We start from the raw sequence: 15,401 nt of genomic DNA, 5'->3' as shown, positions 1-15,401 counted from the left end.
CTACGCTCAAGACCTAGCACAGCCGCGAAGCAAGCGATCTCTGCGGTTCGGCGCACCCCCGAGATTCTGGGCCTTCTGGTCTTTCTCAACTCTCATCAAGGCAAACGCCGGGCAGCAGTCGATAGATCGCTGCACTCGCCGAGACCTACCCGCCGGCACCCTCGACGGGCAGGGATACCGTCGAGCTGCCGTGCTGCATGAACTCCCGCACCGCTGTTGCGAAGCGGGTTCCGAGGGCACCCGGCCCAAGGCTGAAGTTCCGGGTGGACTCGGGCTTTTTCCGACGGAAGGAATCCATTGAGCGACACCACCGACGTGACGTCGGGTGTTTCTGACGTCGCTGACGGCGCAGGCACCACCGCGACCGCTACGAAGCGCCGCCGGGGCGGCACCGGGCTGTCCGCGATGCTTCTGCCCGAGTTGCAGAGCCTCGCCGCCTCCCTCGGCATCTCCGGCACCGCCCGGATGCGCAAGGGCGAGCTGATCGCCGCGATCACCGAGCGTCAGAGCGGTGGTGCCCCCGCCGCTGCCGCTGCCGCTGTCGAGACGGCTCCCCGCCCGCGTACCAACGGCTCCGAGGCCGTCGCCCAGGCTCCCGCCCCGGTCGCTCCGGTCGCTGCGGTCGCTCCGGTCGAGGCGCCGCAGGCCGCAGCCGCTCCGGCGGAGACCGCTCCTCCGGCCGAGCGCCCGTCCCGCAGCCGCCGTGAGCGTGGCTCCCGGGAAAGCGCTCCGCGCCAGCAGGAGACCGTGGCCGCACCGGCCGAGGCTCCCGCCGTCGCCGTCGCCGTGGCCGCACCGGTCGAGGCGCCCGCACCCGCTGCCGAGCCGACCGAGCGTCCGGAGCGCGGCGAGCGTCCCGAGCGCGGCGAGCGCAACCGGGACCGGCAGCGCAACCAGCGTGACGGTCAGCAGCGTGACGGTCAGCGCGACAACCAGTCGCGTGACGGTCAGCGTGATGGCCAGCCGCGTGACGGTCAGCGTGACAGCCAGCCGCGTGACGGTCAGCGTGATGGCCAGTCGCGTGATGGTCAGCGTGATGGCCAGCCGCGTGACGGTCAGCGTGACAGCCAGCCGCGTGACGGCCGGCAGCGCGACGACCAGCAGCGCGAGGATCGCGGCGGCAACGACCGCGGCCCGCGTGACAGCCAGGGTCACGACGACGACGACAGTGACGGCGAGGGCGGCCGCCGGAGCCGGCGCAGCCGCTTCCGGGACCGTCGCCGGGGCCGTGACCGTGACGACAACCCGCGTGACGAGCGCGGTGGCGGCCAGCGTGAGGGCCGGGAGCCGCACGTGGCCGAGGACGAGGTGCTCGTCCCGGTCGCCGGCATCCTGGACGTGCTGGACAACTACGCGTTCGTCCGTACCACCGGCTACCTCTCCGGGCCGAACGACGTCTACGTCTCGATGTCGCAGGTCAAGAAGTACGGTCTGCGCCGTGGCGACGCGGTGACCGGCGCCGTGCGGTCCGCCCCGCGTGACGGTGGCGGCGACGGGCAGCGGCGGGACAAGTACAACCCGCTGGTCCGCCTCGACACCATCAACGGGATGGAGCCGGACGAGGCCCGCCGCCGTCCCGAGTTCTACAAGCTCACCCCGCTCTACCCGCAGGAGCGCCTGCGGCTGGAGACCGAGCCGCACATCCTCACCACCCGCATCATCGACCTGGTGATGCCGATCGGTAAGGGCCAGCGCGCGCTCATCGTCTCCCCGCCGAAGGCCGGTAAGACGATGGTCCTGCAGGCTCTGGCCAACGCGATCACCCGCAACAACCCCGAGTGCCACCTGATGGTCGTGCTCGTGGACGAGCGGCCCGAAGAGGTCACCGACATGCAGCGCACGGTGAAGGGCGAGGTCATCGCGGCCACGTTCGACCGTCCGCCGCAGGACCACACCACGGTCGCCGAGCTCGCCATCGAGCGGGCGAAGCGGCTGGTCGAGCTGGGCCACGACGTGGTCGTCCTGCTCGACTCGGTGACCCGCCTCGGCCGGTCGTACAACCTGGCGGCGCCGGCCTCCGGCCGCATCATGTCGGGTGGTATCGATTCGACCGCGCTCTACCCGCCGAAGCGTTTCCTCGGTGCGGCGCGCAACATCGAGAACGGTGGCTCGCTCACCATTCTCGCGACCGCGCTGGTGGAGACCGGGTCGATGATGGACACGGTGATCTTCGAGGAGTTCAAGGGCACGGGTAACGCCGAGCTCAAGCTCGACCGCAAGATCGCGGACAAGCGGATCTTCCCGGCCGTGGACGTCTCCGCCTCCAGCACCCGTAAGGAAGAGATCCTTCTGGGCAAGGAGGAGCTGGCGATCATCCACAAGCTCCGCAAGGTGCTCAGTTCGCTGGAGTCGGGCGCTGCCCTGGACCTGCTGATGGACCGGCTCAAGCAGACCCGGACCAACATCGAGTTCCTGATGCAGATCGCCAAGTCCACGCCTGGCGAATAACCAGACGAAAACGACGCAGCCCACCCAATCGGGTGGGCTGCGTCGTTTTCGTCGCACAACCTGTCTGATTCGGCCCAGCCCGGCTCGTGCGAACCTCCGGTATCCCCGCCGCTCGACAACTCCGGAGGCGCCCGATGATCGTGCCCGGCTACCGGGACTGTCCCGCCTTGCCCTGGGATCCGGGCTCTCCGGTGGACCCCGGTGAAGCCGAGGACTTCCTGCGCCGCTGTTACACCGAGAACCCGCGGCTCGGCCCGGTCGAGCCCCGGCTCGCCATCGTCCGCGCACAGATCGCCGCGACCGGCACCTATGTGCACACCACCGACGAGCTGGCCCACGGCGCGAAGATGGCCTGGCGCAACGCCAGCCGGTGCATCGGGCGGCTCTACTGGCGCAGCCTCATGGTCCTGGACCGCCGCCGGGCCCGTACCGCCGACGAGATCTACTCGCTGCTCGTGCAGCACCTCCAGACCGCGGGCGGCGCGCAGATCCGGCCGGTGATCAGCGTGTTCGCCCCGGCCCAGCCCGGCCAGCCGTACGCCCGGGTGTGGAACGAGCAGCTGATCCGGTACGCCGGATACCGCACCGGGGACGGCGGCGCGGTCGGCGACCCCCGGCAGATCGGCCTCACCACGGCGGTACGCGGCTTCGGCTGGCAGGGCAAGGAAGAGGCCTTCGACGTGCTGCCCCTGGTCATCGAGACGCCCGCCGAGGGGGTACGCGTCTACGAACTGCCGGAGCGTGCGATCCGCGAGGTGCCGCTGAGTCACCCCGAGTTCAGCTGGTTCGCCGAGCTGGGACTGCGCTGGCACGCGGTACCGGCGATCGCCAACATGCGCCTCACCGTCGGCGGCGTGCACTATCCACTGGCACCGTTCAACGGCTGGTACATGGGATCCGAGATCGGTGCCCGCAACCTCGCCGACGCCGACCGCTACGACCTGCTGCCGCTCGTCGCCGCCCGGATGGGCCTGGACACCAGCCGGGAGTCCACGCTCTGGCGGGACCGGGCACTCGTCGAACTCAACCGGGCGGTCCTGCACAGTTTCGAGCGGGCCGGCGTCCGGATGAGCGACCACCACACCGAGTCGCAGCGGTTCATCACCCACCTGCGTAACGAGGAGAAGGCCGGCCGCCGGGTGCCCGCCGACTGGACCTGGATCGTCCCGCCGATCTCCGGCGGCATCACCCCGGTCTTCCACCGCTACTACGACGAATTCGACGAGCGGCCCGCCTTCTATCTCGACGACGAGGCCGCGGAGCTGGCCCGGGGCTGCCCTAGGCGAACTCGTTGAGTGCGAAGTCGTCGCGGTGACGCCAGGAGGCATCGGTACGCACGTGGTCGGCCCGGACCCACTTGAGGAGCTTGCGGTCGAACTCGGCGGCCGGGATGCGCCCGGCCGCACGCACCACGTACCCCTCGGAGGTCTCGCTGTCCCGCTGGGCGGCCCAGGCGGCGCACGCCTCGGAGAGGCTGCCGCCGCGGTAGAGGACCGGGACGACCGGCAGCTCCAGGCGGCGTGCCCAGTCCACCGTGTCGTCCCAGCCGAGCAGGGTGTTCGTCTCGTCCCAGATGCCGAAGACCAGGAAGACGCCGGGCAGGTCGCGGTAGGCGACGCTGCGGCGGGCCCACATGGACTCGCCGCAGACACGCCAGTCGTCGGGTATCCGGTACGCCGTCATCGCCCACAGCGCCTTGGCCGGCCGGTCCCAGGGCTGGGTGCCGGAGTCCAGCGAGCGGGCGTACATGGTGTCGCGGGTGAAGGTGAGGTTCCCGCCGTCCATTTTCTCGGTCACCACGAGCTCGCCGTCCAGCCAGGACAGATCGTGCTGAACACGGTCGTCGGCGGTCGCTCCCGGTGAGCCGGGCAGATGGAACGTCCGCGGGTACTTCACCCTAGAAATCTCCCTCCGCCACCTGGAAGACGGTCAGGCCGAGCTGCCGCCACATACGTACCACCTGTTGACGGTCGTCGAACACCCCCACGATCCGCCAGCGGTCCCTGACCTCGAGGTCGAAGATCTCCCGCTTGACGATCGAGTCCTTCCGGCTGTCGCCTTCGGGCCGCATGAACAGCGCCTCGTACGGCACCCCGACGAACAGGTCCAGCCAGGCCTCGGTCTCCGCGCGGCACACCGCGTCGCGCCCGGAGCAGAAGACGATCGCGTGGCCGGCGGCGTGCATCGCCCGTACCGCGGCGATGACCGCCGGGTTGGGTTCGTCCTCGCCGACCCGCCCCCAGTCGTACGGGCTCCGGCCGCTCATCAGCGCCACCGTCCCGTCGATGTCCACGAGCACCGCCTCCGGCAGTTCCGGGTCGGGCCGGTAGATCACGCCCGGCCCACCCGGGTCGACGAACGGAACCGGCAGCGGCAGATTCCTACCGGCCAGGTAGCGCTGGTGCATGCGGCGGATCGCGTCCTCGCCGACCCGCACGTCCTCAGGCCGGTCGACGTCACGCCGCACGCACTCGTCGACCGGCACGTCGGTGAAGTCGTGCACCTCGAACGACGCGTTGTGGCGTGCCGCCATCTCGGCCCACTCGCGGACCGTCTTGGCCCGCAGGTTGGTGTCGTCGACGACGACGCTGCCCCGCGCCCGCAGCAGCGCCTCGACGGCGGCCCGCTGTGCCTGGGTGACCTGAGCCTCGGCGCGCTGCGTGAACAGCGGCCGCCCGTGCAGCATCCGCCGCAGGTCGTCCCGGTTGACCCGGACCACGCCCGGCTGGAGCTTGCGGGCGAACGTGGTCTTGCCGGAGGCCGGCAGGCCCCTGGTGATGAGCAGTCGTGTCATTGTTCGTCTTCCCCTCCGGGGCGGGCACCTGCCGGGCGAACCCGCTGCCACAGGCCGGGACGGTAATCCCTGCCGTCGAGCCGCAGGAACAGTTCGGCGCGGTGCTCGCTGCGCGAAGCCTGCGCCGCGTACTCCTTGCGGCTCCAGCCCTCCGGCAGTGAAGTGATGATCGTCTCGTAGGCGGCCTCCACCGCCGCGGCCCGCGCGTCGACCTCCGCGGTGAGTCCGGCGGCGACACCGCGGACCCAGACGTGGAACTCGTCCGGCAGCGGCTCGGTGAGCGCCGCCAGGTCCCCGCCGGTGGCGAGGATCTCCCACACGCTGCGCGGGGTGAGCCCGGTGACCAGGCGGTGCAGCCGTACGTAGTCCGCGTACTTGATCTTCACCCGCTGGTCGGCCTCGGTGAAGTGGACGACCAGGCCCTCCCGGCCGTCCCGCGGCGGGGCGGCCAGCGCCTCGGCGAAGCTCGTGTAGGCGAACGTCTCCACGACCGGCCCCGGCCACTCCGGCACCGCCTCCGGGCCGTGGGTCCGCCCGGTCGCGATCTCCACCGCGCCGAGCAGCACGAGGTCGTCCAGCCCCCGGTAGTCGATGACGATCCGGTTGTCCGGGTAGATGATCTCCACGAGCACGGTCAGACCGGGCGGCGGTACGAAGGACGGGTAGCGCGTACGCAGCAGCCGAGTCGCGTGCCGGGCCTGGTCGGACGCGAAGGACCCGCGGGTGGCGACGGCCGGGCCGGAACCGTCGTGGTAGATCACGCCGAGGCTGCCGTCGGCCTTGTCGGTCACCGTGACCCGCGCGCCCGGGTCGAGCACCGGCGCCTGCGACTGGTTGTGGTTGAAGAACTTCGGGAACGGCCGGGCGACGATCCGGCCGGCGGCGTCCACCACGAGACCGCGGCAGGCGAGCGTCACCGGCGTCCAGGCCGCGCTGTACTGGCAGGCCTCGGTGTAGTTGTAGATCAGGAACGGCCGGCTGGGGTGACGCTGCGACCGGACGAGCCCGTTGCCGATCGCAGCGGCCAGTTCGGCCGGATCGAGGACGTCGTGCAGGAGCGTCATGGCGATGCCTTTCAGGGGCGGGAATGCCGGAAGGGACGCTCACGTTAACCAGCATGAATCCAGTTGCGCCTCCTGATTTCCGGCCAGGGCTCCAGGCATGGCAGACTGGTACATCGGCCAGTAAGGGTTCCGGTTCACGTCTGCCGTTCAGCACATCTGTTCAGCACAGGCGACCCGGCGGCCCGCATTTTCGAGAGGGACCGAGAAGACATGAAGAGCGGCATCCACCCGGAGTACGCGACCACCGAGGTCATCTGCTCCTGCGGCAGCACCTTCAGCACCCGGAGCACCGCCAAGGGCGGCGAGATCCGCGTCGAGACCTGCAGCGCCTGCCACCCGTTCTACACCGGCAAGCAGCGCGTCCTCGACACCGCGGGCCGGGTGGCGAAGTTCCAGGCGAAGTACGCGAAGGTCACCGCCGCGAAGAAGAAGTAACCGCGTCGACGGCGCCCGTCCCGGAATCCGGGGCGGGCGCCGTTCGCATGTGGTCCGCCGTCTGGGTTGGGAGAGAACGATGAGTAACGACCGCCTTAGCACCCTTCTCGCCGAGTACGCGGACCTCGAGAAGCGGATGGAGGATCCGTCGATCCACGCCGACCAGGCGCTGGTCCGCCGGGTCGGCCGCCGGTTCGCGGAGCTGGCGCCGCTGAACGCCGCATACAACGAGCTGGAGGCCGCGCGCGCCGACCTGACCGCCGCCGAGGAACTGGCCGCCGAGGACCCGGCGTTCGCCTCCGAGGTCGAGGCGGTCGCCGCGGTGCTGCCCGCGCTGGAGGAGAAGCTCGGCGAGATGCTGATGCCGCGCGACCCCAGCGACGCCAAGGACGTGATCATAGAGATCAAGGCGGGCGAGGGCGGCCAGGAGTCCGCGCTCTTCGCCGGCGACCTGCTGCGCATGTACACCCGGTACGCGGAGCGCCGCGGCTGGGTGGTCGAGGTGATCGACTCCCAGGAGTCCGACCTGGGCGGCGTCAAGGACATCTCGGTCGCGGTCAAGACGAAGGGCCTGCCCGAGGGCGGTCACGGCGTCTGGTCGCGGCTCAAGTGGGAGGGTGGCGTGCACCGGGTGCAGCGGGTCCCGGTCACCGAGTCCCAGGGCCGCATCCACACCTCGGCCGCCGGCGTGCTGGTGCTGCCCGAGGCCGAGGACGTCGAGATCCACATCGAGCCGGGTGACCTGCGGATCGACGTGTTCCGTTCGTCCGGTCCGGGTGGTCAGTCGGTCAACACCACCGACTCCGCGGTCCGGATCACGCACCTGCCCACCGGCACCGTGGTTAGCTGCCAGAACGAGAAGAGCCAGCTCCAGAACAAGGAGTCGGCGATGCGGATCCTGCGCTCCCGGCTGCTGGCGGTGGCCCAGGAGGCGGCGGACGCGGCGGCCGGTGACGCCCGCAAGGCCCAGGTGCGTACGGTCGACCGCTCCGAGCGGGTCCGCACCTACAACTACCCGCAGAACCGGATCACCGACCACCGCATCGGCTACACCGCCTACAACCTGGACCTGGTGCTCGGCGGTGAACTGGACGGCGTCCTGGACGCGCTCGCCGGCGCGGACCGGGCGGCCCGGCTGGCCGGCGACACGGAGTTCACCCGGCGGTCATGACGACCATCCGGTCGCCGAGCATGCAGACGATCCGGCGTCCCGATCCGCCGTAGAGAATCTGATCGCCGGCCGGGAGGAGGCCGAGCACGGTGGTGTGCCCGGTGGTGGTGTCGATCCGGCTCAGGACGCTGGTGGCCGGATCGAGGTGGCGCAGCAGCATCGCCGTGCCCTCCTCGTGGTCCACGGACAGTACGCCGCCGGCGGTGGTGGACCCGATCGCCCGCCCGGTCGCCGCGTCGACGAGGGTCTGCTTCTGGTCCTCCTCGATACCGGGGATCAGCAGGCGCTCCCCGCCAGCGACGGCGCCGATGAACGGGCTGCCCGTCATTGTCCAGCGTGGGGTGCCGGTCTCCGGGTCGACCGCCTCGAAGAGCCCTTCCGCGGTGCTGAGGCAGACCAGCGGCCCGCAGTCCTGCACGTTCGCCCACCCCTTGCTGTCGCGGCTCCACAGCGGGACCAGGCTGTCGGTCCGGTAGACGGTCACCCGGCTCCGGTCGGCGTCGCCCTTCAGACCGGTGTCGACGACGACGAGCCGCCCTTTCACGGTGCCGAGGTTGCTGCCCACACCGGTTTCGGGCGACACCGACTGCCACGGCAGGGACCGGGACGTCACGTGAGTGCCGTCGGCGTAGCGCAGCACCGTCAGCCGGCCCCCCGGGCCGGCGGTGACGATCCGCTCCGGGGTGTCGCCGCCGAACTGGACGTCCACGGTGTCGGCGTTCGCCGGCGCGCGCCGCTCCCAGACGATCGAGCCGTCCCGGATCCGGACCTGCCGGAGCCAGGTGAGCGTGCCGGTCCGGTCCCGCTCGTACATCAGCAGCGTGTCGCCGGTGTCCGCCCAGTGCTGAGCGCCGGGGCGCTGCCACAGTTGCTCGCCGGTGGCCGGGTCGAGGGCCGTCAGCGAACCGGCGTAGGAGTAGCTCATCATCGCGCCGTCCGGCGACTTGACCTCGATCGACTGCTCGTCGCCGGGGAGCAGCAGCACCCCGTGTTGTGGTGCCGCGCCCAACCAGGACGGGCCGGTGTCGACCCGCCTGGTCCAGCGAACCCGGCCGGTCCCCAGGTCGTAGGCGGTCAGCTCGGTCAGCTCGGTCCCGTTGTCGGCGGGACGATGCAGGTACACCGAGTCGTCGTCGACAGTCATCGACTGCTCGGGGGAGACCGGCACCGACCACACCTCGCGCAGCACGGGCGGGCCGGGCAGCGCGGAACCACCGGCCGCCAGGGTGACGACCACCGCTATCGCGGCCTTCGCGAGCCGCCCGACACGAAACCGCCCGAGCCCGGGGTGACCACCCGGATAGCCCTCCGGCTCGTCGGGTAGGTGGCTGACGTCGCCGAGGTCGATCACGGACATGCTCACGTAGGTTTCCTGCTCGCTGCCGCGGCCGCCAGTGCCGCGCTCAGTCCCCGCCCGTTGGCCCCCACCTCCGACCAGCCCGAAGCCAGGCCGATCGACGTGCCCGGCACCAGGGCCTGCCAGTTCTCGGTCGTGGCGGCCGCGCCGATGCGCCGCGCCACCTCGGCCGCCTGGTGCGGGCCGGCCCCCGGAAGAACCAGCACGAACTCGTCGCCGGCGAACCGGGCCACGAAGTCACCACGCCGCATCACGCGGTGCAGTACACCGGCGATCCGTTGTAGCACCAGGTCGCCACAGTGCCGTCCGTGCCGCAGGTTGACGGTGGTGAAACCGATCACGTCACAGACGCCGACAGCGGCCCGTTCGCCGCGGGACAGCAGCGTATCCACGTATCGCTCCAGCTGACGGCGATTGGGCAGACCGGTCAGCGGGTCGGTCAGGGTCTCGTCGCCGTACCGCCCGGGGTCGCGGTGCGTCTCCTGGGCGTCGAGACGGGCGGCCACCCCGTCCAGGTAGCCGTCGCGGAGCTGGTCGATGCGCAGGGCGGCGAGCCGGAACGCATACCGGTCGGCGGTGTGCGCGGCGGCGTGGTCACCCGCGCTGGCGTGGCAGATGCTGCGCAGCCGGGCCGGCTCGGCGGGTCCGAGCACCTCGGCCGAGACCGGCACGGCGGCCAGCATGGCCAGCGCCTGCTGCGGCCGGCCGGACGCGATGGAGAGACAGACCGAGCCGAGATGCCGCAGGTCCCGGGTACGGGCGCTGTCGCCGCCGCCGGTCAGCCAGCGGCCCGCCTCCGGGGCGGTGGGCTCGCCGAGCGCGGCACGGCGGGCCAGCGCGTAGCCGTACACCGTGCGGCTGCCCGGCCGCAGCCGGTCGGTGGCGAGGTAGCGGGACAACTCGGCGTCCATGTCGCGCAGCACCCGCAGGCAGCCGTCGGTGTCGCCGTGATGGTCGAGGGCGACCGCGTTGCGCAGCCGGATGCCGGGGGCGGCGAACACCTCCGGTGCCAGCCCGGCGGCCGCGCCGATCTCCCGGGCCTGCTCCACCGCGGTCAGCGCCTGCCCGTGGAAGCCCAGGTAGGAGTAGGCCATGGCGAGGTCGTGCCAGCCCCAGGCGGTCTCCGAGTCACGCTCCGGAACGGCGGCCAGCGCGCGGGCCGCCTGCACCAGGTGGGTCACCCCGCGGTCCAGATTGCTCTGCAGATGGGCGCCGAGAGCGGCGAACGCGTGCATCTGCCCGCGCAGATAGGGATCGGGCACCTCACGGACCGCCTCGGCGGCGGCCGCCATCGCGGCGGCCAGCTCACCGATCCGGCCCAGGTTGATGAGTGCGCCGAACCGCTGCACCAGTGCGTACGCCCGGGTGGCCGGATTCGAGGCGGACGCGAGCACGCGGTCCAGGATCGGCAGGGCCGTCGCCGACTGCCCGTTCTGCTGGAGCTCCCCGGCGTGGCGCAGCTCATCGACGTGTTCCGCGAGCTGGTCCAACCAACTCACCAGGCGCCTCCCACGGCATCGGCGGGTCGCCGGCGGGCCCGCGTGCGCGACGTCCCATGATTATGCCGTGACACCGCGACACGAACACCCCCGCGAGAGCACGGATCGGGCGCGCCTGGCGCCGGAGCTGGCAGTGGCGACCGCCGATCTCGCGAGAGCCGGGGTGGCGTCCCCCCGGGTCGACGCCGAGCTGCTCGTCGCGCACGTGCTCGGGGTGCCCCGGGGCCGGCTGCTGCTGATCGACGCGATCCGGCCCGCGGAGCTGGCCCGCTTCCGCGAGCTGGTCGAGCGGCGGGCCGCCCGGATCCCGTTGCAGCACCTGCTCGGCACGGCCGCGTTCCGGCACGTGGAGCCGGCCGTCGGTGACGGGGTCTTCGTGCCCCGGCCGGAGACCGAGCTGCTGGCCGGGTGGGGCGCCGAGCGGGCCGGGCCGGGCGCGCTCGTGGTCGACCTGTGCAGTGGCAGCGGCGCCATCGCGATCGCGATCGCCGACGAGACGAGGGCCGGGCGGGTGATCGCCGTGGAGCGGTCGCCGGCGGCACTGGCCTGGCTGCGCCGCAACACCGCGGCGTACCCGGTGGTCGAGGTGGTGGCCGGCGACGTCACCGATCCCGGCCTGCTGTCCGATCTGCACGGTGCGGTGGACGTGCTGCTCTGCAACCCGCCGTACGTTCCGGACGGCACCGAGGTCCCGCCGGAGGTGGCCGGCCACGACCCGGCCGAGGCGGTCTTCGGCGGCGCGGACGGTCTCGACGTGATCCGGCCGGTCGTCGCGCTGGCCGCGGTGCTGCTCAAACCCGGTGGATCGGTCGGTATCGAGCACGACGACGTGCACGGCGAGGCGGTTCCCGAGCTGCTCCGCGCGGACGGCCGGTTCATCGAGGTGACCGCACACGACGACCTCACCGGCCGCCCCCGGTACGCGACCGCCCGCCGCCGGTGGGACGGTGCGTAGCCGCATGGCACACTGCATCTCGTGATGCTCTACGACTGCGCCACCGTCGCGGACCGGGACCGCGGCATCGCCGCTGCCGTCGAGGCGGCCAAGAGCGGCGAGCTCGTGGTCTTCCCCACCGACACGGTCTACGGGGTGGGCGCCGACGCGTTCGCCACCCACGCGATCACCCAGCTGCACCACGCCCGCGGCTCGGACCGCCGGGTGCCGCCGCCGGTGCTGGTCGGCTCCCGGCACACGCTGGACGGTCTGGTCTACTCGCTGCCCAGGGCGGCCCGTGAGCTGGCCGACGCGTTCTGGCCGGGCCCGCTGACCATCATCGTGGAGCACTCGCCCAGCCTCCAGTGGGATCTCGGTGACACCGGCGGGCAGGTGGCCGTCCGCATGCCGCTGCACCCGGTCGCCCTGGAGGTGCTGCGCGAGGTCGGCCCGATGGCCGTCACCACCGCCAACAAGCTCGGCTCCCCGGCGCCGCTCACCGCCGACGAGGCCCGCGACCAGCTGGAGTATGCGGTGCGCGTCTATCTGGAGGCCGGCCCCGCCGCCGACCCCGCACCGAGCACGATCGTCGACGTCACCGGCGACGTCCCCCGCATTCTCCGGGCCGGGGCGATCCCGACCGGGAAACTCCGTGACGTCGTCCCGGACATCGTCGATGGGCAGGACTGACTTGGCTCCGTTCACTGTTCTGCACGTCTGCATGGGCAACATCTGCCGGTCGCCGATGGCCGAGCGCCTGCTGGCCCGGGCGGTCCGCGAGCGGGCCGGTGACGCCGACGGCGCCCCGCTGCTGCGCAGTGTCAGCGCCGGTACCGGTGGCTGGCACGAGGGTGAGGAGATGAACCCGCCGGCCGCCCGGCTGGTCCGGGCCCGCCGCGGCACCGACGAGAACTTCCTGGCCCGCAAGCTGCGCGGCGACTTCATCGACGAGGCCGACCTGATCCTCACCGCCACCGCCGACCAGTACGACTACGTGGTGGCACTGCGTCCCGACGCCGCCGCCCGCACGTTCGTCCTGGGCGAGTTCGGCCGCCTGCTGGGCGCCGTCGACACCGGCGCGCTGCCTCCGGCGGAGCCGAAACCGGAGGCGGTCCACGCCCGCGGTACCGCGATCGTCGAGGCGGTGGCGGAGCTGCGTGGTGTGGAGGCCGCACAGCCGGCCGACGATCTCGACGACCCGTGGGGCCGTGGCGACCAGACGTTCCAGCGGGTGGCGGACGAGATCGAGGACACCACGATGCCGCTCGCCGCGTTGCTCCTCCCGTGAGTGGTGCCGCATGGCGTGACCGGATCGTCGCGTCCGACGCCGATGGACTGTCCCGCGCAGCCGGCCTGTTGCGGGCCGGTTCGGTGGTGGCGTTCCCGACCGAGACCGTCTACGGCCTGGGCGCCGACGCCTTCTCCGAGAAGGCGGTCGGCGAGATCTACCGCCTGAAGAACCGGCCCACCTGGAACCCGCTGATCGTGCACGTGGCCGACGTGGCGGCGGCCCGCTCGCTCGCCGCGGACTGGCCGGACGGGGCCGAGGAGCTGGCCGCCCGGTTCTGGCCGGGCCCGCTCACCCTGGTCGTCCGCCGGGCGCCGCATCTGCCGGGCATCGGCGCGTCGAACGACACCGTGGCGGTCCGGGTGCCGGCCCATCCGGTCGCTCTCGAACTGCTGAAGGTCGCCGGGCTTCCGCTGGCCGCACCGAGCGCCAACCGTTCCGAGGGCATCTCGCCGACCACCGCCGAGCACGTGGTCCGCAGCCTGCCGGACGTGCCGATGGTGCTCGACGGCGGCCCGTGCTCGTGGGGCATCGAATCGACGGTGCTGGACCTGACCGGGGACGTGCCGCGGCTGCTGCGCCCGGGCGCGCTCGGCCTGCGGGTGCTGCGTGACACGGTCGGCCCGATCACACTGCCCGGAGCGGCGGCCGAGGACGGCGAGGCCCGGTCGTCACCGGGTCTGAGTCGCCGGCACTATGCGCCGCGCGCCAGGGTGGTCCTCTGCCCGGACGTACGGGACGTCGATCGGTCGGGTCTCACCGAGCCGGTCGCGGTGCTGGCCTACGAGGGAACGGACGGCACGGAGATCCTCTCCGCCGACCCCGGGGAGTACGCCGCCGACCTGTATGCGGCCCTGCACCGGCTGGACGACGCGGGTTACCCGACCATCCTGGTCCAGGAGCCGCCGCGGACCGAGGACTGGCTGGCCGTCCGCGACCGCCTGTCACGCGCCGCCGCGTGAGGTCTCCGCGGTCCGGGTGATGTTGCGGGCCATCCCGTTGAAGACGACGCCGTGGAAGGGCAGCACCGACGCCCAGTAGAGGTGCCCACCGAGACCGCGCGGCAGAAAGACCGCCCGCTGCCGGTAGACGCTGCGGCCGGTCCCGTCGGGCTCGGCGCGCATCTCCAGCCAGGCCCGGCCGGGTACTCGCATCTCGGCACGCAGCCGCAGCAGCGCGCCCGGCTCGATCTCCTCGACCCGCCACCAGTCCAGTGCCTCGCCGACCCGTAGCCGGTGCGGATCGCGGCGGCCCCGGCGCAGCCCGACCCCCCCGGCCAGCCGGTCCAGCCAGCCGCGCACCGACCAGGCCAGCGGGAACGAGTACCAGCCGTTCTCGCCGCCGACGCCCTCGATCACCCGCCACAGCTCGCCGGCACTCGCGTTGACCGGCCGGGACCGCTCGTCGACGTAGAGGCTGCCGCCGGACCAGTCCGGGTCGCTGGGCAGCGGCTCGGCCGACGGGTTCAGACCGGACGCGGTGGACCAGCGGGTCTCCACCTCGGCGTCGCGGATCCGGCCGAGGGCCAGCTGCACCGACTCGTCGAACCCGAGTGGCGGCGGGCCGGGCAGCAGCTCGGCCAGGTCGTTCTCCTGGGCGACCGCCTCGTGGATCAGGCTGGCCACCAGGGGCCGGGCGATGCTGTTGGGGACCGGGGTGATCAGGCCGACCCAGTGTGCGGAGAGCCACGGGCTCAGCAGCCGCACCGGCACGATGACCCGGCGGGGGAGTCCGGCCACCCGGGCGTACCGCTGCATCATCTGCTCGTACGTCAGCACGTCCGCCCCGCCGATGTCGAACCCGCGGCTCACCTCCGGCGGGAGACCGGCCGCGCCGATCAGGTAGTGCAGGACGTCGCGTACCGCGATGGGCTGGATCCTGTTCTTGACCCACCGCGGGGTGATCATCGCCGGAAGGCGCTCGGTGAGATAGCGCAGCATCTCGAAGGAGGCCGACCCGGAACCGATGATGACCGGGGCGCGCAGCACCACCGTCGGCACGCCGCTGTCCAGCAGGATCCGGGCCACCTCGGCCCGGGAGCGCAGGTGGGCGGAGGGTCGTTCGTGGGCGGGCGGCTCCGGGCCGCCGAGATAGATGATGCGGCGTACGCCGGCCGCGCGCGCCGCCGCCGCGAAGTTCCGGGCCGCCTCCCGGTCGAGCTGTTCGAAGTCCGGCCGGCCCAGCGAGTGCATCAGGAAGTAGGCCACCTCGACGCCCTCGAAGGCGGCCGGAAGGGTGGCCGGGTCGGCGAGGTCCGCCTGGACGATCTCGGTCCGGTCGGCCCAGGGCACGTCCCGCAGCCGGCCGGCGCTGCGTGCCAGGCATCGCACCTGATGTCCCGCTTCGAGAAGTCTGGGGGCGAGCCGCCCCCCGATGTAGCCGGTCGCGCCGGTAACCAAGCACCGCATAAC

General features: G+C 72.1%; 14 protein-coding genes. 8 read left to right on the top strand and 6 right to left on the bottom strand.

The window, feature by feature from the left end; genetic code table 11:
* Nucleotides 1-297 precede the first annotated feature (297 nt).
* A complete protein-coding gene (gene rho, locus BC793_RS08890) occupies nucleotides 298-2,448 on the top strand; it encodes a transcription termination factor Rho (protein WP_109591124.1) in 2,151 nt (716 codons plus the stop codon).
* A 134-nt stretch (nucleotides 2,449-2,582) separates the two neighbouring features.
* Nucleotides 2,583-3,743 carry a nitric oxide synthase oxygenase gene (locus BC793_RS08885; RefSeq protein WP_109591122.1) on the top strand — a complete coding sequence of 387 codons (1,161 nt, stop codon included), beginning with the start codon at nucleotides 2,583-2,585 and terminating at the stop codon, nucleotides 3,741-3,743.
* Here the strand turns inward: BC793_RS08885 and BC793_RS08880 are convergent.
* Genes BC793_RS08880 through BC793_RS08870 form a run of 3 tightly spaced genes read right to left on the bottom strand, consistent with a single transcriptional unit; the run spans nucleotide 3,727 to nucleotide 6,306 of the window.
* The gene (locus tag BC793_RS08880) at nucleotides 3,727-4,344 is read right to left on the bottom strand and encodes an RNA ligase family protein (RefSeq protein ID WP_109591120.1); all 618 of its coding nucleotides are present in this window, start codon (nucleotides 4,342-4,344) and stop codon (nucleotides 3,727-3,729) included. The two genes, BC793_RS08885 and BC793_RS08880, sit on opposite strands and share 17 nt — an antisense overlap.
* A 1-nt stretch (nucleotide 4,345) precedes the next feature.
* Nucleotides 4,346-5,242: a phosphatase domain-containing protein gene (locus BC793_RS08875; RefSeq protein ID WP_109591118.1), complete on the bottom strand. Its 897-nt coding sequence runs from the start codon at nucleotides 5,240-5,242 to the stop codon at nucleotides 4,346-4,348.
* The gene (locus BC793_RS08870) at nucleotides 5,239-6,306 is read right to left on the bottom strand and encodes an RNA ligase (RefSeq protein WP_109591116.1); all 1,068 of its coding nucleotides are present in this window, start codon (nucleotides 6,304-6,306) and stop codon (nucleotides 5,239-5,241) included. Before BC793_RS08870 ends, BC793_RS08875 begins: the two co-directional genes overlap by 4 nt.
* 210 nt (nucleotides 6,307-6,516) lie before the next feature.
* On the opposite strand from BC793_RS08870, the gene rpmE reads away from it, so the two are divergent.
* Nucleotides 6,517-6,741 (top strand): 50S ribosomal protein L31, encoded by a 225-nt coding sequence (rpmE, locus tag BC793_RS08865; RefSeq protein WP_109591114.1) that lies wholly within the window; start codon nucleotides 6,517-6,519, stop codon nucleotides 6,739-6,741.
* 79 nt (nucleotides 6,742-6,820) lie between these two features.
* On the top strand, nucleotides 6,821-7,912 hold the full coding sequence (gene prfA / locus BC793_RS08860) for a peptide chain release factor 1 (RefSeq protein WP_109591112.1): 1,092 nt from the start codon (nucleotides 6,821-6,823) through the stop codon (nucleotides 7,910-7,912).
* Here the strand turns inward: prfA and BC793_RS08855 are convergent.
* Nucleotides 7,896-9,269, bottom strand: a complete 1,374-nt coding sequence (locus tag BC793_RS08855) for an outer membrane protein assembly factor BamB family protein (RefSeq protein ID WP_109591110.1) — start codon at nucleotides 9,267-9,269, stop codon at nucleotides 7,896-7,898. The genes prfA and BC793_RS08855 overlap by 17 nt on opposite strands.
* A 2-nt stretch (nucleotides 9,270-9,271) precedes the next feature.
* Nucleotides 9,272-10,768: a GGDEF domain-containing protein gene (locus tag BC793_RS08850; RefSeq protein ID WP_109591108.1), complete on the bottom strand. Its 1,497-nt coding sequence runs from the start codon at nucleotides 10,766-10,768 to the stop codon at nucleotides 9,272-9,274.
* Nucleotides 10,769-10,835: 67 nt separating this feature from the next.
* Here BC793_RS08850 and prmC point away from each other — a divergent pair, with 67 nt between their 5' ends.
* Genes prmC through BC793_RS08830 form a run of 4 tightly spaced genes read left to right on the top strand, consistent with a single transcriptional unit; the run spans nucleotide 10,836 to nucleotide 13,952 of the window.
* Nucleotides 10,836-11,723, top strand: coding sequence for a peptide chain release factor N(5)-glutamine methyltransferase (gene prmC, locus BC793_RS08845; RefSeq protein ID WP_109591107.1), 888 nt, complete (start codon nucleotides 10,836-10,838; stop codon nucleotides 11,721-11,723).
* Nucleotides 11,724-11,747: 24 nt separating this feature from the next.
* Entirely contained in the window at nucleotides 11,748-12,392 is a 645-nt protein-coding gene (locus BC793_RS08840) for an L-threonylcarbamoyladenylate synthase (RefSeq protein WP_109591106.1), read from the top strand.
* A gap of 1 nt (nucleotide 12,393) precedes the next feature.
* Complete coding sequence (locus BC793_RS08835; protein ID WP_109591105.1) at nucleotides 12,394-12,990, top strand: arsenate reductase/protein-tyrosine-phosphatase family protein; 597 nt, start codon at nucleotides 12,394-12,396, stop codon at nucleotides 12,988-12,990.
* Entirely contained in the window at nucleotides 12,987-13,952 is a 966-nt protein-coding gene (locus BC793_RS08830; RefSeq protein ID WP_109591104.1) for an L-threonylcarbamoyladenylate synthase, read from the top strand. The genes BC793_RS08835 and BC793_RS08830 overlap by 4 nt, the downstream gene beginning before the upstream one ends.
* On the opposite strand, the gene BC793_RS08825 is transcribed toward BC793_RS08830, so the two are convergent.
* Nucleotides 13,935-15,398 (bottom strand): SDR family oxidoreductase, encoded by a 1,464-nt coding sequence (locus BC793_RS08825; RefSeq protein ID WP_109591102.1) that lies wholly within the window; start codon nucleotides 15,396-15,398, stop codon nucleotides 13,935-13,937. The two genes, BC793_RS08830 and BC793_RS08825, sit on opposite strands and share 18 nt — an antisense overlap.
* Nucleotides 15,399-15,401 lie beyond the last annotated feature (3 nt).

Origin of the sequence: Actinoplanes xinjiangensis, assembly GCF_003148685.1 — a bacterium.
GTDB classification, from domain to species: domain Bacteria; phylum Actinomycetota; class Actinomycetes; order Mycobacteriales; family Micromonosporaceae; genus Actinoplanes; species Actinoplanes xinjiangensis.
This window is presented reverse-complemented; position numbering and strand designations above follow the sequence as displayed.

Coding starts and splice junctions, on each gene's coding strand:
- BC793_RS08885 (WP_109591122.1), top strand. CDS start 2,583: ATGATCGTGCCCGGCTACCGGGACTGTCCCGCCTTGCCCTGGGATCCG.
- BC793_RS08875 (WP_109591118.1), bottom strand. CDS start 5,242: ATGACACGACTGCTCATCACCAGGGGCCTGCCGGCCTCCGGCAAGACC.
- BC793_RS08870 (WP_109591116.1), bottom strand. CDS start 6,306: ATGACGCTCCTGCACGACGTCCTCGATCCGGCCGAACTGGCCGCTGCG.
- rpmE (WP_109591114.1), top strand. CDS start 6,517: ATGAAGAGCGGCATCCACCCGGAGTACGCGACCACCGAGGTCATCTGC.
- prfA (WP_109591112.1), top strand. CDS start 6,821: ATGAGTAACGACCGCCTTAGCACCCTTCTCGCCGAGTACGCGGACCTC.
- BC793_RS08855 (WP_109591110.1), bottom strand. CDS start 9,269: ATGTCCGTGATCGACCTCGGCGACGTCAGCCACCTACCCGACGAGCCG.
- BC793_RS08840 (WP_109591106.1), top strand. CDS start 11,748: ATGCTCTACGACTGCGCCACCGTCGCGGACCGGGACCGCGGCATCGCC.
- BC793_RS08825 (WP_109591102.1), bottom strand. CDS start 15,398: ATGCGGTGCTTGGTTACCGGCGCGACCGGCTACATCGGGGGGCGGCTC.